Origin of the sequence: Rummeliibacillus stabekisii (assembly GCF_007988965.1) — a bacterium.
GTDB lineage: Bacteria > Bacillota > Bacilli > Bacillales_A > Planococcaceae > Rummeliibacillus > Rummeliibacillus stabekisii.
In genome coordinates, this window is sequence record NZ_BJVD01000002.1 from 274,319 (window position 1) to 292,884 (window position 18,566).

Annotated in this window: 22 protein-coding genes, 1 riboswitch and 1 other annotated feature; of the genes, 7 read left to right on the forward strand and 15 right to left on the reverse strand. The window is 36.6% G+C overall.

Annotated features, from left to right (window positions below; genetic code table 11):
* Positions 1-4: 4 nt before the first annotated feature.
* Positions 5-742 (reverse strand): DUF4230 domain-containing protein, encoded by a 738-nt coding sequence (locus tag RST01_RS07090; protein WP_066791646.1) that lies wholly within the window; start codon positions 740-742, stop codon positions 5-7.
* 277 nt (positions 743-1,019) lie between these two features.
* Here RST01_RS07090 and thiD point away from each other — a divergent pair, with 277 nt between their 5' ends.
* Positions 1,020-1,853, forward strand: a complete 834-nt coding sequence (thiD, locus tag RST01_RS07095) for a bifunctional hydroxymethylpyrimidine kinase/phosphomethylpyrimidine kinase (RefSeq protein WP_147195497.1) — start codon at positions 1,020-1,022, stop codon at positions 1,851-1,853.
* An 83-nt stretch (positions 1,854-1,936) separates the two neighbouring features.
* Here thiD and RST01_RS07100 read toward each other — a convergent pair whose 3' ends face one another.
* A complete protein-coding gene (locus RST01_RS07100; protein WP_147195499.1) occupies positions 1,937-3,382 on the reverse strand; it encodes a magnesium transporter CorA family protein in 1,446 nt (481 codons plus the stop codon).
* 189 nt (positions 3,383-3,571) lie between these two features.
* Here RST01_RS07100 and RST01_RS07105 point away from each other — a divergent pair, with 189 nt between their 5' ends.
* The 3 genes from RST01_RS07105 (at position 3,572) to RST01_RS07115 (ending at position 5,221) form a co-directional block, all read left to right on the forward strand.
* The gene (locus RST01_RS07105; RefSeq protein ID WP_066791641.1) at positions 3,572-3,925 is read left to right on the forward strand and encodes a YojF family protein; all 354 of its coding nucleotides are present in this window, start codon (positions 3,572-3,574) and stop codon (positions 3,923-3,925) included.
* A gap of 26 nt (positions 3,926-3,951) precedes the next feature.
* Positions 3,952-4,644, forward strand: a complete 693-nt coding sequence (gene bshB2, locus RST01_RS07110; RefSeq protein ID WP_147195501.1) for a bacillithiol biosynthesis deacetylase BshB2 — start codon at positions 3,952-3,954, stop codon at positions 4,642-4,644.
* A gap of 130 nt (positions 4,645-4,774) precedes the next feature.
* The gene (locus RST01_RS07115) at positions 4,775-5,221 is read left to right on the forward strand and encodes a hypothetical protein (protein WP_147195502.1); all 447 of its coding nucleotides are present in this window, start codon (positions 4,775-4,777) and stop codon (positions 5,219-5,221) included.
* Positions 5,222-5,256: 35 nt separating this feature from the next.
* Here RST01_RS07115 and RST01_RS07120 read toward each other — a convergent pair whose 3' ends face one another.
* From RST01_RS07120 to RST01_RS07155, 10 genes are all read right to left on the reverse strand, one after another.
* On the reverse strand, positions 5,257-5,526 hold the full coding sequence (locus RST01_RS07120) for a hypothetical protein (protein ID WP_147195505.1): 270 nt from the start codon (positions 5,524-5,526) through the stop codon (positions 5,257-5,259).
* Positions 5,527-5,555: 29 nt separating this feature from the next.
* Positions 5,556-6,110, reverse strand: coding sequence for a GrpB family protein (locus RST01_RS07125; protein WP_147195507.1), 555 nt, complete (start codon positions 6,108-6,110; stop codon positions 5,556-5,558).
* 285 nt (positions 6,111-6,395) lie between these two features.
* Entirely contained in the window at positions 6,396-7,595 is a 1,200-nt protein-coding gene (locus RST01_RS07130) for an MFS transporter (RefSeq protein ID WP_147195509.1), read from the reverse strand.
* 62 nt (positions 7,596-7,657) lie between these two features.
* Positions 7,658-7,921 (reverse strand) — a binding site (T-box leader).
* 39 nt (positions 7,922-7,960) lie between these two features.
* Complete coding sequence (locus tag RST01_RS07135; RefSeq protein WP_147195510.1) at positions 7,961-8,401, reverse strand: DUF4279 domain-containing protein; 441 nt, start codon at positions 8,399-8,401, stop codon at positions 7,961-7,963.
* Between the two features lie 70 nt (positions 8,402-8,471).
* Positions 8,472-8,636 (reverse strand): hypothetical protein, encoded by a 165-nt coding sequence (locus RST01_RS15950; RefSeq protein ID WP_186806989.1) that lies wholly within the window; start codon positions 8,634-8,636, stop codon positions 8,472-8,474.
* 76 nt (positions 8,637-8,712) lie between these two features.
* The gene (gene abc-f, locus RST01_RS07140) at positions 8,713-10,329 is read right to left on the reverse strand and encodes a ribosomal protection-like ABC-F family protein (RefSeq protein ID WP_147195512.1); all 1,617 of its coding nucleotides are present in this window, start codon (positions 10,327-10,329) and stop codon (positions 8,713-8,715) included.
* A gap of 81 nt (positions 10,330-10,410) precedes the next feature.
* Entirely contained in the window at positions 10,411-10,548 is a 138-nt protein-coding gene (locus RST01_RS15955; RefSeq protein WP_173668500.1) for an RAxF-45 family protein, read from the reverse strand.
* Positions 10,549-10,782: 234 nt separating this feature from the next.
* Positions 10,783-11,664 carry a GNAT family N-acetyltransferase gene (locus RST01_RS07145; protein WP_147195514.1) on the reverse strand — a complete coding sequence of 294 codons (882 nt, stop codon included), beginning with the start codon at positions 11,662-11,664 and terminating at the stop codon, positions 10,783-10,785.
* Between the two features lie 142 nt (positions 11,665-11,806).
* Positions 11,807-12,721 carry an N-acetylglucosamine kinase gene (locus RST01_RS07150; protein ID WP_147195516.1) on the reverse strand — a complete coding sequence of 305 codons (915 nt, stop codon included), beginning with the start codon at positions 12,719-12,721 and terminating at the stop codon, positions 11,807-11,809.
* Positions 12,722-12,770: 49 nt separating this feature from the next.
* Positions 12,771-13,268 carry a hypothetical protein gene (locus tag RST01_RS07155; RefSeq protein WP_147195519.1) on the reverse strand — a complete coding sequence of 166 codons (498 nt, stop codon included), beginning with the start codon at positions 13,266-13,268 and terminating at the stop codon, positions 12,771-12,773.
* 139 nt (positions 13,269-13,407) lie between these two features.
* Positions 13,408-13,452: riboswitch (PreQ1 riboswitch) on the forward strand.
* A gap of 7 nt (positions 13,453-13,459) precedes the next feature.
* Between RST01_RS07155 and RST01_RS07160 the strand changes: the two genes are divergently transcribed.
* Positions 13,460-13,948: a QueT transporter family protein gene (locus RST01_RS07160; protein ID WP_066791621.1), complete on the forward strand. Its 489-nt coding sequence runs from the start codon at positions 13,460-13,462 to the stop codon at positions 13,946-13,948.
* 142 nt (positions 13,949-14,090) lie between these two features.
* On the opposite strand, the gene RST01_RS07165 is transcribed toward RST01_RS07160, so the two are convergent.
* Both RST01_RS07165 and RST01_RS07170 read right to left on the reverse strand, forming a co-directional pair.
* Complete coding sequence (locus RST01_RS07165; protein WP_147195520.1) at positions 14,091-14,441, reverse strand: VOC family protein; 351 nt, start codon at positions 14,439-14,441, stop codon at positions 14,091-14,093.
* 328 nt (positions 14,442-14,769) lie between these two features.
* Positions 14,770-16,377 (reverse strand): long-chain fatty acid--CoA ligase, encoded by a 1,608-nt coding sequence (locus RST01_RS07170; protein ID WP_147195710.1) that lies wholly within the window; start codon positions 16,375-16,377, stop codon positions 14,770-14,772.
* A 180-nt stretch (positions 16,378-16,557) separates the two neighbouring features.
* Between RST01_RS07170 and RST01_RS07175 the strand changes: the two genes are divergently transcribed.
* On the forward strand, positions 16,558-16,881 hold the full coding sequence (locus tag RST01_RS07175; RefSeq protein WP_066791620.1) for a YflT domain-containing protein: 324 nt from the start codon (positions 16,558-16,560) through the stop codon (positions 16,879-16,881).
* A gap of 115 nt (positions 16,882-16,996) precedes the next feature.
* Here RST01_RS07175 and RST01_RS07180 read toward each other — a convergent pair whose 3' ends face one another.
* Positions 16,997-17,590, reverse strand: coding sequence for a DUF6241 domain-containing protein (locus tag RST01_RS07180; protein WP_147195522.1), 594 nt, complete (start codon positions 17,588-17,590; stop codon positions 16,997-16,999).
* A 198-nt stretch (positions 17,591-17,788) separates the two neighbouring features.
* Between RST01_RS07180 and RST01_RS07185 the strand changes: the two genes are divergently transcribed.
* Positions 17,789-18,490 (forward strand): DUF421 domain-containing protein, encoded by a 702-nt coding sequence (locus RST01_RS07185; protein WP_147195524.1) that lies wholly within the window; start codon positions 17,789-17,791, stop codon positions 18,488-18,490.
* Positions 18,491-18,566 lie beyond the last annotated feature (76 nt).

The window sequence follows — 18,566 nt, forward strand, 5'->3', positions numbered from 1 at the left end:
CGTATCACTCCTTAAATTTTACGGTCACATCATAGCCAACTAAAGCAAACATATCTGCAACAGAGTTTTTGGCATTATTTTTTGCTCTACTCAACAACCCCTGTGTTTTGGCTTCTTTGATCATTTCCCTTTTCGCTTCAGCCGTTAAACCAAAGGCTTCTTTCATATCTGGTTTGTTACGAAAAAGACCTTCGCTGGAGAATACTTGCACATTATCAAAATCTACTTCTGGTTCACCAAGAATCTTTGGGGCAGGCAAGGTAATCGTTGCTTCCTTGTTCTTTTGGTCAAGCTTTACATTTTTTTCTGAAACATCTTCGAAATCCACACCGGCTTTAACCCCACCTGGAACAACTACTAATAACTCTCTCTTTGTACCTGGCAAATCGATACCGATTTCTTTCCCGAATAACTCATTGTTCTCTTTTTCAATAATAACTTTTGTAAATGCCTCTGCTGTCGTTAATTCATTCAAATTTTGGATGCGCTCGACTAAAGAGCCCTTCTGCTCTTGGTAAGTACTTCCTTGTATCATTTTCCAAGCAGCAAAAGGTACAAGCAAAATAACTAATAAAATTAAAAGGCTGGCCCACATATATTTATTTTTTAATAGAGCCAGTACTACTATATTTCTAAAGCTGCGTCGTCGCATTGAGGTTCCCTCCACCACAGTCGCAGCCTGTTCATTATCTCGATAATACTTATTAAACAATTGAGTTAACTTTTTGTTGTTTCTTGGCATAAACTTCCTCCCTTTATACTCTTTTTCTACCATCTAGCATACTACTATTGTTATTTTAGCGGTTAGTAGACGTTTTGTCGAAATTTAAGAGTTCCTGAAAATCATTTTTAAATGAATCCTTTTAGCAGCTTTTCTGACCCTTTCATTTCTCTACATTCTGGCTATTTTTACTGGCCAGTTTAACAGCTATAATAGATGGGAAAAGAAATTATTTATGAGGCATTTATTATTGGACAACCTACACTATGTCCTATCTTGTTATGAAGGAGTGTTTAACATGTCACTAAAGAAAACATTAACGATTGCCGGATCTGATGCTTCTGGCGGAGCTGGTTTGGAAGCTGACTTGAAGACTTTCCAAGAATATGGCACTTACGGTATGGCTGCTGTAACAGTCATTGCTACTATGGATCCTGATGCAAATTGGTCACATGGTGTTTATACATTACCTATTGATGTTCTAAAAGCTCAGCTAAAAACTGCCTTTTCTACTGGAATAGATGCAGTTAAAACCGGCATGTTATCAACAGAAGAAGTCATTCTTACTGCCGGCGATGCGATTAAAGAGGCTCATCTTAAAAATGTGGTTATTGATCCTGTAATGGTATGTAAAGGGGAAGATGAAGTATTAAATCCAGGAAATGTAGATGCGATGATTTCACATTTGCTGCCGATTGCTTTAGTTACCACACCTAATCTATTCGAAGCTGGTCAATTAGCTGGCATGAAAACACCTAAAAACATTGATGAAATGAAATCAGCTGCTGAGAAAATCCATGCGATTGGCGCTAAGCATGTCGTCATTAAAGGCGGCCGCTCTATTGATCCAAACAAGGCATTTGATTTGTATTATAACGGCGAAAAACACTTTTTATTAGAAACGCCTAAAATTGAGACAACATACAATCATGGTGCTGGATGCACTTTCGCTGCTGCCATTACTGCTAATCTAGCAAATGGTCTTGATGTCAAAGAAGCGGTTATTAAGTCAAAAGAATTCGTTGCTGCAGCAATTACACATGGCTGGAAATTAAATCAATATGTCGGTCCTGTAATGCATGGTGCGAAGAATGTATATGGCGCACCTGAAATTACTGTGACAGAACTGTAGTATTCTTCAATAAATAAGCTTCCACTCCAAAATGGGTGGAAGCTTTTTAATTTACTCTATGTTGGGACAAAATGTCTTTATGCTTAATATTTCAGCCAAAACTGCAATCTTTTTCTTATATAGTTGTAGAAAGTACTTAATAATAAAAAGAAAGTCATTAAAATTCCGCCAACAGCTGTTATCAGACAAATCCATTCATAAATATTGTAATGGAATATTTCCGACCACTTATAATTTCCGTCCCATTCTTCAATAATCAGGTTCATCCCGTATATACCCGAGACAACCGTAAACATCGTCAATACAAATAACAAGTAGTTTTGCCTTTTGTCTGCCGCTTTTTGCTGGTTCACATAAAGGGCATCAAGCGTTTTAGAGACCTCACTGAAAAGCTCATCGATTTTAAAAATCTCTCTCAAGCGCTTCGACATTTCACGACTTGATGAACGGCTGCTGACCTCTTGGAAGTAATATTTAGAAGAAAACATGGTAATCAACTGCATTAATTTCTCTACATAAATTTCATCCTTTTTCCAAGCGAGCTCACAATACCGGAAGGAGAGTTCGAGTAGTGTTAATTTGTAAAAGTAATGAAGTAAGATGGTGTAATAGTGAACGCCCATAAATCGAACTCTTGCTTTTTCTCTAAAAGCCTCTGTTGTATCACGATAGACAATCGTTGTTTGGACATGCTCTGTTGTTATGTCACATAACTTAGGCATATAGCGTGTGTTCACACGCGTTTTTAGGTACTCCTCCATATGCTCTGTATTAGCTGCAGAGATAAAGGGAACAGATTCTTCCGTGTACCCATCCAATTGGCTGGCTCTATAGAGTTGTTCAATTGGCAATTGATCTTCATCCAACTCAATATAATTTGTGACAAGCATTCGCTCATCTTCAAAGTAAGGAAGACTACCAAAGTAACCGTCCCGACGGTCATCATGAACCGTATATTTTTGAATTTCAGGGCAAAGATGCTTCATAATAAAATCGTGTATACAAGTAAATGGTTCTCCATCATATTGGACTTCCATCCCTAATTGGTTATTTGTTTTAGGCTCTAGAATGCGAAAGTGATGCATGAAATCAAGTGCATCGGAAAATAAATTAACATCCTCTAATTTCACACGAATCGATACAAAGCCAATTCCAAATGGACATAGGGTAATATCAATGCTAAGTATAGTAAAAAGATAGTGTCTGTCGTGAATTTGGAGGCTACCTGTCTTCGAAATTTCCTTAGAGAAACGCTGAAAACCATCATCTCGTATATTTTTCGGAAACAGCCTCCGCTCTATGTAGGATAAAAAATTTTGCTTAAGGGCAATACTTGATAATTCGATGTCACCATAAAATTCAGATTGCTGCTTCTTATCATTGAGATTAAAAAAGCTGTAGCCGTTGCCGAGCAATTCCTCAGATAGCGCTATCTCCTTTTTGGTCATAAAAGAAAATGGCAGCATAGCTGTCATCCAAGCATTTGTTATTTTTGTTTCTTCCTCTAAAACTGGTGTTGTAAAGTGCATAAACTCACCCCCCTACCCCTTAGTATTCCCATAGTTTGTCCTTTTATAAACATTTACTAAATGAGCAAACAGTGCGTGTGAATCGCATTTCATCCTTTTTTTCTCTATACTATAGTAGTACTTAAATCAGTGGCAGTTTATCGCTATATGTAGCGATGAGGCCTCTTTTTGAGAGGAGCATATAATTAGATGGAAACAGTCAATCTACAAAAACTTCAGGACCTTCTGAATTCCTTTGCGAATAAAGATGTCTATATACACTTAGAAACAACGAATGGGGCTTATGCCTCTCACTTCGATGAAAAAGTATTCAATGCGGGCACATTTATCCGCAATGTACTAATTCGTTATGAACTTGGTAAAGTGACGCCTGATGTACCCCATCGTGTGGGTTTAAAACTATCGAATGGCGGCTGGGTGTATGCCCAAGGAATTACGCATTTTGAGCTCGATGATCAAAATCGTTTGCTTATGGCCGGCCATGGCTATGATGGTAAATTAGCTATTGCGCTTGAAATCAGCGAAACACCATTCGCATATTAATTTCCAAACTAAAAGGAGTTTTGAATATGTTACAACCTGAACGTCAAATACTTGTTGTGTTCCCACACCCTGATGACGAAGCATTCGGAGTTTCCGGCACATTGGCGCAATATGCGAAAGCTGGCACACCTATCACATATGCTTGCCTAACTCTTGGAGAAATGGGACGCAACCTCGGCAATCCTCCATTTACAACACGCGAAGAATTGCCATTAATCCGTAAAAAGGAACTTCAAGCATCGTGTGAAGCCATTGGCATCAAAGACTTACGTATGATGGGCCTTCGTGATAAAACAGTTGAATTTGAAGATGATGAAGAAATGGTTGCCATGATGACTAATTTAATTGAGGAACTCAACCCTTCATTAATCATCACTTTCTATCCAAATTATGCGGTTCACCCTGATCATGAAGCGACTGCTAGAGCTGTCATCCGCGCTGTACGCCGCATGCCTGAGAGCGATCGCCCAAGACTATACTGCGTGGCATTCGCCAACAACACAGTAGCAGAACTGGGTAACCCGGATATTATTAATGATATTCACGATGTGCGCGAGGAAAAAATGAACTCTATGAGAGCCCATATTTCACAAACAGGCTGGATGCTTCAAGAAGAAGAAAAACGCAAAGAAGAAGGCGCAACTGCAGAAAATAATTGGTTTACAAACGAGCATTTCTACAGCTATCGCTTTGATGAAGATTTTGAAGATAGTTTTTAACTTTTAATACGTTTTGAAAAGCCCAGTTTACAAGAAAACTGGGCTTTTTTAAATCAAAGAATCCCCTATTGAGAAATATACCATTCCTATGTTACATTTAACTGGAATAATATTCAAAAAGGGGTAATCTATGAAAAAAATAATAATGGCATTCTTATTGATTCTTGTGATCGCCGGAGGTTTTTACGTTAATAGCCTACTTAATAGTAAGCCACCCCTCCCCATTATTCGTGCTGGGCATGAAAATGTTGCGAAAGTCAGAGGCTCTTATTGTTGGGAAGGACTTATTAGCAGTGAATGTATTGATACTATACCTCCTCCTGAACTCATTAAAAGCGAAAATCTCACACCTGTGATTGCTTCTCCCTCATCCAAATTGAAAATAGTATTTAAAAACGAACCTAAAAAGAATACGATATCCGTAAGCAAATGGCTTCCAAATAACCAAGTTGAAGATGTGGAGTTAAATAAAAATACAATTGTCTTGCCACAAGAAAAAGGAATGTATGTGTATGATGTGTCTGCAAGTTGGGAGAAAGGCAGCGCAAGTTATGCTTTTGCAATTGACGTCCGTTAAAGCTTAGCTTCTTTTTTTGCTTCTATCACTTCTGATTAAATAAAAAGAAACCATAATAAAACAGTAAAGCCTAAAAAGATCAGCCCAAATATAAAGGAGAGCATTTTAAAGATCACAATATGATATTTTGTTGTGGTCAATTTCTCAGAAATGATTAAGAGAACACTAAACAACGAATCAATCCAATCTAAAGTATTAAGAATAAAATCGTCGTCCTCTTTAAATCTTTTAAAAGTTACATAAAAAGCATTGCCTGCAATAAATAATAAAAATATGGAGCTTATAATCAACATATATATATTCATTCAATATTTCTCTCCTGATCGGTAATAGCCTACAGTTGAAATGTAGGGGGATTTTTACTGTCTGGTTGCTTTATGCTTTGATACCAAGCAATTGCCTTTTGTTCAATCTCCAAGACTAGCTGCTCTTTTCCTTTAATATATGACTCAATGTCGTAAGGAAAACGTTTGGAGAGGCTCACTTTCACATCTCCATATTTTTTAGCGACATCTGGATGTGACCTCAGGTAATCACGAAAAGCCAGATGACGTTTAATATTGGGGTTATCTAATTGGTAAAAATGAAGGTGATGGGTTCGAAGCTCTCCGCCTTTTTGAAAGTATCGTCTTTGATCAATCCCATTTTCTCCTTTTGGCACATAACCAATAGTCATCATAGAAATATTAAATTCATCAACTCTATTTACATCTTTAACCACAGGCATTATATCAATGATTGGCTTTGCTTTTAGTCCTTTTACAGATGTACTGCCAATATGGTAAATATCAATGATTTCGGAACCGAATATCTTATACAATAAATTTACTTCTACCTCAAACATTGAATTCCAGCACTCGTTATATGGTTTCACTTCAACTTTTCTCATTAAGAGGCACCTCTTTGTATAAAAGACCTTCACGCTATTATTGTAGTTTATGAATCAGCTAAAACACTTATAGTTCTGGGCTTGAGTGGCCCGAATCCACGCCTGAGTGACCTCAATCTATAGTAACCCTAATAATATAATTACTCCCTTTTTCCATATTCGAAAAGCCTGAAATACAGAAGTTCCTTTTCTATATAAGCTTTTAAAATGGAAACACAAAAGGTATGCCAATCATTTTATTGGTCAAGCCTTTTATAATTAACTATTTAAAGAAGAAGCACTTTTTTAAAAGTATTCCTTCCGCTTTTCACCTGTTACAGCTTTCCATGCTAATAACCCTACAGTGAGAAAGGCAAAGGAGCCTATTAACCCTACAGGCCGGATTGAAGTTAATTCAGCTGCAAAGCCTATTAAAACAGTTACAACAACAATAAAACCTGCTTCCATCACACTAAAAAGGCTTTCAAATCTACCCATCATCCCGACAGGAACATGATTTTGGTAGAAAGTCATATACCCTGTATTAGCAAACGTCACAGCAATTCCTATTAAAAATACACCAGGCGTTGCACTAAAAAAGCCATCCGAACTGTAAAATATTATATAACCAATTGAAGTGGAAATTGTGCCCATACCTATTAAAAGATTAACTGCAAGTTTTTTTGAATAGAGGGAATTAATAATTGAACCTATTATTATTCCGCCTCCAAAGACACTTAATAAAAACCCATAATTGGTGTCTGACATTGAAAGTACGCCTTTAGCAAAAGCTGCTTCGAGCGAATCTATTGCGGTCATGATTATAGTAGTACCACTAAATAATAAATATATTTTTACGACATAGGTATTACTTCTACTGAAATGAAAAACAACTCGAAAATCTTTTTTTATCAATTGCCATGTAATTCTTTGCCTCTCTGTTTCTTTAAGCCTCGAGTCCACATTAGGTAGCATCTTTATAATTAGAGCTGAAAACAGTAATGCTACTGCATTTATATGAATAGCCGTATAAGGAGTGCCCATCCAAAATAACATCCCAGCAATGGCAGGGCCTATTAGTGAGCCACATGAGTTGATAAAACTACGAAGTGCGTTAAACCGTTGCCGATCAGCTTCAGGTATTAGTTTAGTCATATAAACCATAGAGGTAGGTTGAAAAATAGCACTTCCCATATTAATGATAAACGCTAGTATATAAACATAAATCAGTGACGGTAAAAATGGAATGAACGCAATACATATTGCTCGGAAAATATCTAATCCCATCATCAGTCGCCTTGTATTTACCCGATCAATTAGACTACCTGCCCAAGCATTTGAACATATAGTTGCAATGGGATGTAGTATATATAATAAAGCAATGGCAAGTGGGGAACCTGTTTTATTCAATATAATTAAGTTTAATGCAATGAGATAAACCCAAGCGCCCACATTTGAAATACCTATTCCTCCTAATAGTATGAAAGGATACTTCCATCTGAACATGTCACCACTCCTATTTTATTTTTTTAAAACAAAATAAAAAAACTCACCCCCAAGATATTTATCTTGGGGGCGAGTCATATCGCGGTGCCACCCCAGTTCATCTCTACATTGCTGCAGAGGCCTTGTCGAGTACGGCTTTGTGAATAACTCACCTGCGATACTCTATCTCTGTAACGTGAGAATACGTTGCATTATCATTATTCCAGCGAACAAATCCAATGCACAGCTCCAAGCCTTGTTTCAACGACTTTCCTATCCCTCTTTTTCAGCTACCAGAGGTCTCTGTAGATAGTACATGCGTTTACTCTTCTTTTCATAGCCTTTATATGTAATTCTGTAAATCATATACTATTTAAAACAAGAATTCAATCCAAACAAAAATCATCTTCATAAGGGTTTGCATATAAATCTATATCAAATTCAGCACCAATACTTGATGCAAAATTAATCACGTCCGTATCTAAGTAAAGCCTAGGGGTATCTCCTTCTTCCATCATGATGACAATAAAGAATTTACATACAACAGAATAAGTTTGTTTAATCTCCTGAATTATGGATACCTTATTTCGAAGCGGCATTATAATTTGTTGTAATTGTTCTTTTACATCAAAAGATTCTTGGTAGCCCGTATCTAAATCCCACGAAGTTTCTTTTCTCAACAGTTTGCTTGAGCGATTGGGAATTCTATCTCCTTTTCTATATGTATTAGAAGGTTCAATCCCTAATTTTTCAGTAATATCTGCTAAGGGAAATGAATCGCCAAATATACTTAAATAAACCCTCACCTGTGTTTTTGTCTTCTCCAACAGTTATTCCTCCAAAAAAATTATAGTTTGTTCGATGTTTTTGTTAGCTTAAGTTAACACTTCCTTTTTCTCAAATCTTCATTAAATCTTCATGAAATTCTTTTAGCTTTTCAATGTAAAACCAATCGATTGAATGGGCAGTTGTGGGCACCTTTTTCTTGCGGCGAATTCTAATCTTTTTATGATTAGTATAGTAGGGATGAATCTTGTTTTCTCCTAACCAATGGTCATCCACTATATAGAAAAACCCTAAAATGTAGTATATATATTTTAGGGTTTAAGAATTCCTCTTACAAAGATTTTTTTCAATTTTATTCGTTGTATAACTTTTTCTGCTTTATTTTTGCCCACTCAAATGGGCCATCATGCAATGTTAATTGCTGATTTTCTAGCCAAGCTGTTTTGGTGAACAGCTTTTGTAAAAAGTATCGATCATGACTAATCGCTACTATTGTACCGTCAAATTTTTCAATCGCCTCTTCAAGTGCTTCACGCGATTCAATGTCAAGGTGATTTGTAGGTTCATCCAACACAAGCACATTACATTGTTGAACCATCAACTGAGCTAATCTCAGTCGCATCTTTTCTCCACCACTCAATTGTTCTACCTTTTTAAACACATCATGACCATAAAATAAAAATTGTGCGAGCATATGGCGTGCCTCGTATTCCGTCATTGAAACATCACGACGAAAGGCTTCAATTAATCGCTCTTCTTTATTAAATTGTCCGAACTGCTGGGCCAGATAGCCAATTTTCAAATTGCTTCCTTGCTTCACTTCCCCATCTATTGGTATTAATTCTCCAAGTAATATTTTGAGTAACGTTGATTTGCCGGTCCCATTGTTGCCAACAATCGCTAAACGATCCCGATAAAAGATTGGTAAATGTACATTCATAAATAAGAAATCTTCTTCAAAGCCATGTGAAACGTGATTGAGTAAAAAAACTTCTTTTCCTGAACGCTCATCAGCTTTTAACTGTAAGTTCATCTGCAGCTCAACTCTCGGCTTCTTCACCAGATCCATACGTTCGAGCATTTTTTCCATAACTTTTGCTTTTCTATATAAATCTGGATTTGGTGGGGATGCCTCATTTGCCCATTGACGCAATCGGCGTATTGCTTCTTTGATTTTTTGAATCTTTTTTTGTTGCTCCTGATATTCAGCGAACTGCTGAGCAATTTTTGCTTCTTTATTTCTCACATATTGATCGTAGTTCCCTTTACTAACCCAAATTTCTCCATCCTCAATTTCTAATATTTTATTAACGACATTATTTAAAAAAGCCCGATCGTGAGATACGATCAATACTGTTCCTTTAAAATAGTTTAAATAATCTTCTAGCCATTCAATAGCTGCTAAATCAAGATGGTTTGTTGGCTCATCTAAAAGTAATATATTTGGTTGCTTCAGCAAAATTTGCGCGAGCATTACCTTCGTTTTCTCACCACCACTCAATGCTTCAAAAGGTTGCTCCAAAAGCTGCGTGATCTTCAGCCCATTTGAGATGGAAGCAATCTTTGCTTCAATTTCATAACCACCAGCTAATTGATATTGCTCTAATAAATCCCCATATTGAGTTAAAACCTTTTCGCTCATGTTTATAGCCATCATTTGCTCCAGTTCCGTTAAACGAGCCTTCATTTCATGTAGCTGCTCGAATGCTTGGGACAATACGTTGAACACAGTAATATCCTTAAACATCGGAATTTGATGCAAGTAACCAATTGTTTGACCTTTCGTCTTTACTATACGCCCTTCATCTGGTTGCTCGATTCCCGCTATCACTTTAAATAAAGTCGTTTTACCGCACCCATTACGTCCAACAATAGCCACTCGTTCACCTAAATTTACTTCAACTGATAAATTGGTAAAAATGGTGTTTCCACCTAATATTTTTGTTATATTTTCTACTTTTAATTGCATACTCTAAAGCTCCCCTTTGGCAATAAAAAAAGACTGCTATAACTAAGCAGTCTTCCCTTAAAAATTGTGAAAAGAATGTTGTTAGTTAGCTAAAACACTATTAATTTTTCTAAAAAAGGGCACACTTGTCCCGTTAGTAGCAAAATCAAAAGCAATAACAGATGCAAAATACATAGCTGTATTTACTTTTACACCTGTTTCCATAGCTAACTTTTCCATTCTTCTCACCTCCGTTCACTAAAGTTATTTTAATATTAACACATTTCAATAAAAAAAGCGCCAAATGGAATAAAATAGATAAAAATTTCGAATTTAGATTTTCGACTCTCCATACTATGCATTTTGATAAAAGAGGAATAGAAGGGTATACGCCAGTTGAATAGCCCCCTTCCTTATATAATTTATTTTTATAAGTCCCGTTATTTAATATAATCTAACATAATATTTACTACTTTAAATTTCTTTCACCATATATACTTGCTGAGCTGTTGTTTGGAAACCTATCCTTCTTAAGGCATTATAGGTTTTTTTACTTTTATTCATTGGTAAATTAGGAACTGTTCGATTGATATTATCTGTAAATTCCCCAAAAACACAGCCGAGTAATTGATAGATAATCACTTCAGCGTCTACTCGTTCTGGTTTTGCCTCACACTGATACATGGTGGTACCTGTATGGACACCTTGATTATTATAATTCTTTTTGTAGTAAGCGTAGCCGAGTACATCACCATTTTCTTCTTTTACGAGGAGACCCTCACCACTTTTCGCGCTTTGCCATCGGGTCTGCCATGGATTTGTCGATTTATAAAATGGTAGTTGACCAATTTGTTGTAGCGCTACTCGTTCAACCGTAAATTTTCTTTTTACCTCACCAATTAGATTTTGTTTTTGCTTCCCATTAAGATTTAAGAATTCTACAGTATCTTCCACAAGATAACCCTTCTTCTTATAGACGGAAATGGCGACCGTATTTTCACTTATCGCCTCAAGTGTTGCTATATTAACATTCTCCTTTTGTAGAATGGCGAGCGTTGATTCTATTAGTAATTTCCCGATCCCTTTACCTCTATAATCCTTACTAACTCCGGTGCCGCCATTCCAAGCAACCTTTTTTCCTTGATCCATTCTTACACCGTTCATCACAATCCCTATTGGTCGATTGTTTTCAAAGGCGATGATAGATAAAGCAGGTGAAAGATCTTCCATAACCATTCTTGTTAAAAACTTTTCCGGAGTAGTGGTTGCATCCACAAAGTATCCTTCAAACCCATCGTTCCAGGCTGTTACCGCATCTGCAATTGTACAATCTACTAACCTCTTAATCGTTATCATTTTATTTCCCCCTTAAAAGCGATACGTCCTTACTAGGTATGCTCACCTCTCTGGAAGAATTCCATTATCATGGGAATCATTCGGAGAAGTTTCTACCATATGCATCAAGCTTAGCACCTTTTGGAGTGTATATAAAAAGCATTCAATTAGAAGGGGATTCACCTTTTAACTTCGCCAAGTAATAGCATCCCGCCGTAGAAGATATATCTTCTGTTATAAACTGAACGTTTTGGATTCGCTGGCGAAGAATTTCAGTGAATTTTTCTTGTACAAAAGGAATATTAACGAGAATACTACCCTTTATAGCAATAGTCACTTTTCCCTCTTCTTTGTATTGTAATTTTTTATATGCATTCCATGTCATCTCGGCAAGCTCTTCTCCTGCCTCACTTAAAATTTGCAGCGCTTTTTCACCGCCTATTTCAGCTTCTTTTACAATAACGGGTACGAGGCGTGCAATTTCTGCCTTAGGAGAGGAATAAACAAAATCTTTTATGTCCTGAACAGAGGTTTGCCCCAATTCTTTTAATACTGTCCTTGTTAAAGATGAATAGGCTACTCCCCGATCTTCCTCTTTAATCATGGCTTTCAATGCTTGAATGACGATCCAATAGCCGCTCCCCTCATCTCCAAGCAAATGGCCAAAGCCTCCTGTCATCTTTTGAATACCGTCGTGCACACCAAAACAAACAGACCCCGTCCCAGCAATCGTCAGGATACCATCTTGTCCTTTAAGAGAAGCTGCATGGGCGATGATGCTGTCTTGTACTATATCTACCTTTGTTTTGTAATAGTTCTTGAAGTGTTGGTGAATGAGCTCTTGATTTAATGAGCTTTCATATCCCGCAATGCCCATATATAAATGCACACACTCTGTTTTTGAAAGCGCAGATTGGCAGGCATCGACTGCCTCCATTATATGATGAAGTGCTCTTTCTTCATGTATGAGCACATTGCCAAACCCCGAAATACTTGTATGCAATAGATTCCCGTCTAAATCAAAAGCAGCTGCTTCCGTCTTTGTGCCCCCTGCGTCGACTCCTATTATGATTTTCATTTGCTAAACTCCTTTCGTGTTCCTAAAATAAAACCTCCATATAGGTAGCTTATACCCTATGGAGGTTTTCAAATTGCTTAAAAGCTTTCATCATTTCTTGGTGCATAATGTTTGGCTTTTGGACTGCAATCCACAATATATCAAATGACTCTACTGCCGATTTTCTTTTTTCTAAACGTTGTTGAATCTCATCTCGGTATTCTGGCTTAGTCACAATCGTTGTTACCTTACCAATCCCCGGATATTTCTTCAAAACGATGGACTCGATTTCATGCCAATACAATTCATGATTGCTGAAATCTATTGAAACTCTTCTTTTAGTCCAGGCGATTCCTCTTTTTTTAATACGAGTAATTAAAAAGTAAAAACCCGTAAAGGCAAAAGTGAAATAGACTACAATACCGACAACAACCATCACAATTTCTCGCCAGCTCCAGCTTCCTGCCTGCGTTTCATGTGATACTTGGGTAAGCACGCCGAGCACTGTTACAAATCCGCCAAGAAGCAAAAAAAGAATGCAAACGTTTTTCGGTAAATATTTCTCCATAAAATGCTCCTTTTAAAGCAAAGGCACTGCTGTTTTTGTTCTTCTATTATAACGAATCTTATGCAAAAGAGCTTCTTTGAGTGTTTGCAAAAGCGTTTTGACAACCCGACAAAACAGGAGTAAAATAATGATTTGCTCTAAACACGTGGTTCGAGACCATCCCACGTAAAAAAACTAGGGGGAATACAATAATGAAAACAAAGTCTCTCGCAATCAGTGGTATTATTGCGGCTCTTTATGTTGCCGTTACATTGCTGATCGCGCCTTTTGGATTTACTGCGATACAATTCCGTATCTCGGAAATGTTCAACCATCTTGTTGTTTTTAACAAGAAATATATGATTGGAATTGTAGTAGGTGTAATAATTGCTAATTTCTTTTCACCACTTGGCGTATATGATTTAGCTTTTGGTGTTGGGCAATCTGTGTTAGCACTTACGATTACGATTATTTCCATCCGTTTTATTAAAGGACAGTTAGCGAAGATGATATTTAATACAATCGTCTTTACAGTAACAATGTTCTTAATCGCCATTGAACTACATCTTCTTTATGATCTTCCTTTCCTTTACACATGGTTTACATGTGCTGTAGGTGAACTTGCCGTAATGGCTGTTGGGATTCCTGTAATGATGGGGCTTAATAAACGCATTAACTTTAATAAATTGATAGAAGATTAATTAGAAAAAGGACATGTGGAATACTAACGTGTTCGGTTTTAAAGTACAAAATTCGAATTAGCCTTCAAAAAAGCTCAGAGAATAGCTCTGAGCTTTTTTATATAGTAGTTTGTTATACATTAGCACTCTTTAGTACAATAGATTAACATTTGCAAACCATTAAAATATTCCCATCAAGGTCCTTGAAATTAAACCAGTGGTTATGCTCAATTTCTGTGGTTAATTCAACATTCTTCCCCTTCATATACTCATAAGCTTGTTCTATATTGTTCGTATTCAAATGAAAAAGAGGAGTTTTGAAAATATTGTCTTCTGAATAAATCTTACTATCTAATACAATTCCTGTACCGTTCATAGGTAATACATACAAATGACCAAATAATATTTCACCATCTATTGGCAAGCCTAATATATCACAATACCAATTACGAGCTTCTTCAATGTTGCTCACGGGAATAAACACAGTACCAATTTGATTTAAAATAGGGTTCATAAATAACCTCCAAATTTTCGTTTTATAGATTTAATTCGTGGTCACATAATTATTTCCTTCTTGTTGTACCATTTTTCCCCACAGTTTAATAAGTCTTCCTTCAATTTAATATAAATAACCAGTAACTTCTTCCCATTTTTAACAAGTAACAATTCGCATATTAATTTGCAAACAAACTATCACATTGACCATAAATTCTATCATTCCGCTAAAAAAGTACGATCCTAACTGCTCTGTATAGGTAACCTCAATATACCAACAAAAATGCAATCCAATTCAATGCTAATTGGATTGCTAATTTGTATATAAAATAAAGTTTTTGTACCTGTTATTTTCTCAACTCATGGATATCATCCCTAAGCTTAGCCTTTAAAAACTTCCCAACGGAAGTTTTCGGAATTTCATTGAGAAACACTACATCATCCGGCACCCACCACTTTGCGAATTGGCCTTCCAAGTAACTTAGCAACTCTTCTTTTGTCGCGGTGCTCGCTTCTTTTAAGACGACACATGCAAGCGGTCTTTCCTGCCATTTTTCATCAGGCATTGCAATCACTGCCGCCTCGAATACTTGCGGATGTGTCATTAAGGCATTTTCAAGATCCACAGACGATATCCACTCGCCGCCACTTTTGATTAAATCTTTCACACGGTCGGTGATTTTAATATAGCCCTCCGGCGTCATCACAGCGATATCACCTGTATACAGCCAACCGTCCTTGAATGCTTCTTTTGTTCTTTCATCTTTATAATATTCATCCGCAATCCACGGCCCTCTAACTGTTAATTCCCCCATCGTCTTGCCGTCCCATGGTACTTCCCCTTGTTCATTTACGACGCGCGTTTCAAGTAGTGAAACCGTTAGACCTTGCGTGGCACGAATATTGAGCTTGTCTTCTTTAGACCAATGCTGCATATCAGACGTATAGGTGGATAAACTAACGATTGGCGTTGTTTCTGTCATGCCGTAACCGACAATGAACGGGACATTATATTTTTCTTCAAAAGTCTGGATTAGCCCTTTTGGAGAAGCAGCTCCACCGCAGACAATCACGCGCAAGGATGAAATATCTCTCTTATTTTGTTCCAATTCTTTTAAAACACCGAGCCAAATAGTGGGAACACCTGCTGTGATGGTAACTTTCTCTTTTTCAATTAAATCAAGCAGCAGAGATGGCGTGAACATTGGACCTGGCAGCACCTGAGTTGTCCCAAAGTTGACCGCAGCAAACGGCATACCCCATGCATTGACATGGAACATTGGCACCACTGGCATCGAAACATCGTTTTCACGCAATCCCAGTGAATCTGCCAAGCCGAGCGCTAAACTATGGAGCACCAAGCTGCGATGTGTGTAAACTACACCCTTTGGGAAACCTGTCGTCGCACTTGTATAGCACATCCCAGCCGGCATATTTTCATCCAGGTCCTCAGGAAACTCATACGTATCGCTCGCATCTTCAAGCAATTGTTCATACGAATAGACATTTTCCAAATCTGTTGGCAATAGCTCATGGTTGTCTTGCATTACGACAATATGCTTTACAGATGTTAATAATGGTATTGCCTTCTCTATTAATGGAAATAAATCGCCATCAACTAATAGGATTTCGTCCTCCGCATGATTGATAATGTAGACAATATGCTCAGGTGACAAACGAATATTGATCATATGCAATACGGCGCCTGCACAAGGTACTGCAAAATAAGCTTCTAAATGCCGATGATGATTCCATGCAAAAGAACCTACCTTCATTCCTTTTTTCATACCTAGCTTCGTGAGCGCCTCCGCCAATCTCCTTGTCCGTCTCCCGAACTCTCGATAGTTGATTCTGTGAATCATATTTTCAGCTGTTCGTGAAATAATTAGTTTCTCTGGAAAATAGCGCTCTGCTCTTTTTACAAAATCAGTTAATACTAATGGCGTTCCCATCATTGTTCTACCAGCTCCCTTTTGTCTACCTTCTTTCAAATCTATTAACTCTTTCTATATTTATGCTGGTTAAGAGCTTTTAATGAATGCTGGTTGACTAGATTAGTAAATTTAAAGTGGGCAGGTTTAATCTTTCTTTTTCAGGGAATACCATAAATATAATCAACAGAGGAGGAATTTTAAATGGTTACAAAAATTACAGTAGAAAACGCAGTACAAGCGAAAGAAGAAATCGAAAAATTAGAAGCTCAAGGCTACAGCCGTGATGATGTCTATGTATTCGCACACTATCAAGAACGCGAAGATGATATCGCTGATGCATTAGATACAGCTGAGGTGGGTATGAAAGAACAAGGTTTCTTCAAATCCATGAAAAACTTAGTGGCTAAACGCGGTGATGAATTACGCACCGAAATGCAAGCTGTAGGTCTAAGCGAAGCAGAAGCAGATGCCGGCGAAAAAGAATTAGACCAAGGCAAACTTGTATTAGTAGTTAACAAAAAATAATTCCCTTCCCTTCATGAATTGAGCATCCTAAAAAAAAACACGGCTAGGTTAATCAACCAAGCCAAAAAAGTTCCAGTCATCCTTTCGATGATTGGAACTTTTTTATGGTAACCTTTTATTTCTCTAAACTAGGAAAATTATTTTGAATAAATTCTCTTTCAAGTTCATCACTCAGTACATCATAAGCTTCACCAATATCTCCGCCTAATTTATCCCAAAGATAATTATGTTCTTTAACAATATGTGAAAAATTACCGTCTTTCCAATGCTCAGCAATTTTTAGAAGTGGAGTAATACTTTGTTTTATCCCCCCATCAGTTTTATTATTTTTTAGAATGACATAAATTTCATTAATATTTTCTTGTGTCATTGGGATGGCTCCCCATTTCTCTTCCGACCTTACTTTTTGATGAGTCATTTGGTGCATAGCTTCAACAACTTCTTCTACTAAGGGTTTTTTAACCAAATTCAAGTGATAAGAAGAATCTTTAACTTTCGCTACTTGATCTTCATCTATTTCTCTTATAATATCTTTCTCATTATTATCTTTAATGTTACTATGCTCATCTTCCTTTATGGATATGTTATCCACACTAACCATTTGCGATTTTTTAACAGTATGGGATGATGTATTATTTGATAGAATAGCAACAAAAATTCCAAATGCTAAAACAATTACAACAAAAATACTAACGAATAGCTTTTTCATTTTTTAAAATACCTCCTGAATTAAGAGTATTTTTAAATATACTAAAATCGTGTCCGATTGTTGAATACTAAGATAGTGATTACTGCACCCTCAGTTAAAGTCTGAATAAAGATATGTTAAGACAGAGAAAAATACCTTCGAATAATTATTGAAATTTAGGTGAAAATTAAAAGGATTAGTTTCGAAGGATGTGACATTGTGGACTTTTTTTATGGACAAGAATCTCTCTCTACAATTCAATGGGCACTAAGGGCAATTGTCGCCTTTTTCTTCTTATTTCTTATAGTCAAAATAATGGGGTTACGTTCTATTTCCCAACTACGACTACTTGATTTTGCAATGGCCATATTAATAGGGAATGTCATTGCTCACCCATTATCAGATGAAGGGTTAGGATTAAAAGGTTCATTAGTTTCAATGTCTATTCTAGTCAGCCTTTATTTAATTTGTTTATATTTAATGAGTAAGTTTATCCCATTTAGAGAATTTGTTGCACCTCCGCCAGTCTCTCTTGTTAAGAATGGTGAAATTAATTTGAAGAATTTAAAAAAAGCAAGAATTTCAGTTGATGATGTTTTATCTGAAATGAGAAAACAAAGTATTGTAGATTTAAAAATGGTTGCCTTAGCTTTATGGGAACCAGATGGAGAGATTTCATTTTTTTTATCTCCAGAGCATCAACCTGTAACGAAATCAGATATCAGTATTACACCTCAACCATTTTCATATCCACATGCAATTATTAAAGAGGGGAAGATTAATTATAAGATGTTAAATCATTCACCCTACAATGAAGAAACCCTTAAAAACAATATAAAGACAACTTATAACGTTGAAATTAATGAAGTTTTACTCGCAACACTCGACCAAAATAATAAATTGCAAATTTTCCTTAAATAGAGAATCCTTAGTTGGATTCTTTTTTATGTAACCAGCCTATTATATGGCCCGTTAATGAAAACGAGAGCTGATCCTT

Bases quoted from the DNA above. Each gene is read 5' to 3' on its own strand.
- bshB2 (WP_147195501.1), top strand. From the start codon at position 3,952: ATGTTACAACCTGAACGTCAAATACTTGTTGTGTTCCCACACCCTGAT.
- RST01_RS07105 (WP_066791641.1), top strand. From the start codon at position 3,572: ATGGAAACAGTCAATCTACAAAAACTTCAGGACCTTCTGAATTCCTTT.
- RST01_RS07120 (WP_147195505.1), bottom strand. From the start codon at position 5,526: ATGAATATATATATGTTGATTATAAGCTCCATATTTTTATTATTTATT.
- RST01_RS07160 (WP_066791621.1), top strand. From the start codon at position 13,460: ATGAAAACAAAGTCTCTCGCAATCAGTGGTATTATTGCGGCTCTTTAT.
- RST01_RS07155 (WP_147195519.1), bottom strand. From the start codon at position 13,268: ATGGAGAAATATTTACCGAAAAACGTTTGCATTCTTTTTTTGCTTCTT.
- RST01_RS07125 (WP_147195507.1), bottom strand. From the start codon at position 6,110: ATGAGAAAAGTTGAAGTGAAACCATATAACGAGTGCTGGAATTCAATG.
- thiD (WP_147195497.1), top strand. From the start codon at position 1,020: ATGTCACTAAAGAAAACATTAACGATTGCCGGATCTGATGCTTCTGGC.
- RST01_RS07100 (WP_147195499.1), bottom strand. From the start codon at position 3,382: ATGCACTTTACAACACCAGTTTTAGAGGAAGAAACAAAAATAACAAAT.
- RST01_RS07180 (WP_147195522.1), bottom strand. From the start codon at position 17,590: ATGAAAAAGCTATTCGTTAGTATTTTTGTTGTAATTGTTTTAGCATTT.
- RST01_RS07090 (WP_066791646.1), bottom strand. From the start codon at position 742: ATGCCAAGAAACAACAAAAAGTTAACTCAATTGTTTAATAAGTATTAT.
- RST01_RS07170 (WP_147195710.1), bottom strand. From the start codon at position 16,377: ATGATGGGAACGCCATTAGTATTAACTGATTTTGTAAAAAGAGCAGAG.
- RST01_RS07165 (WP_147195520.1), bottom strand. From the start codon at position 14,441: ATGAACCCTATTTTAAATCAAATTGGTACTGTGTTTATTCCCGTGAGC.
- abc-f (WP_147195512.1), bottom strand. From the start codon at position 10,329: ATGCAATTAAAAGTAGAAAATATAACAAAAATATTAGGTGGAAACACC.
- RST01_RS07130 (WP_147195509.1), bottom strand. From the start codon at position 7,595: ATGTTCAGATGGAAGTATCCTTTCATACTATTAGGAGGAATAGGTATT.
- RST01_RS07150 (WP_147195516.1), bottom strand. From the start codon at position 12,721: ATGAAAATCATAATAGGAGTCGACGCAGGGGGCACAAAGACGGAAGCA.
- RST01_RS07145 (WP_147195514.1), bottom strand. From the start codon at position 11,664: ATGATAACGATTAAGAGGTTAGTAGATTGTACAATTGCAGATGCGGTA.
- RST01_RS07175 (WP_066791620.1), top strand. From the start codon at position 16,558: ATGGTTACAAAAATTACAGTAGAAAACGCAGTACAAGCGAAAGAAGAA.
- RST01_RS07115 (WP_147195502.1), top strand. From the start codon at position 4,775: ATGAAAAAAATAATAATGGCATTCTTATTGATTCTTGTGATCGCCGGA.
- RST01_RS15955 (WP_173668500.1), bottom strand. From the start codon at position 10,548: ATGGAAAAGTTAGCTATGGAAACAGGTGTAAAAGTAAATACAGCTATG.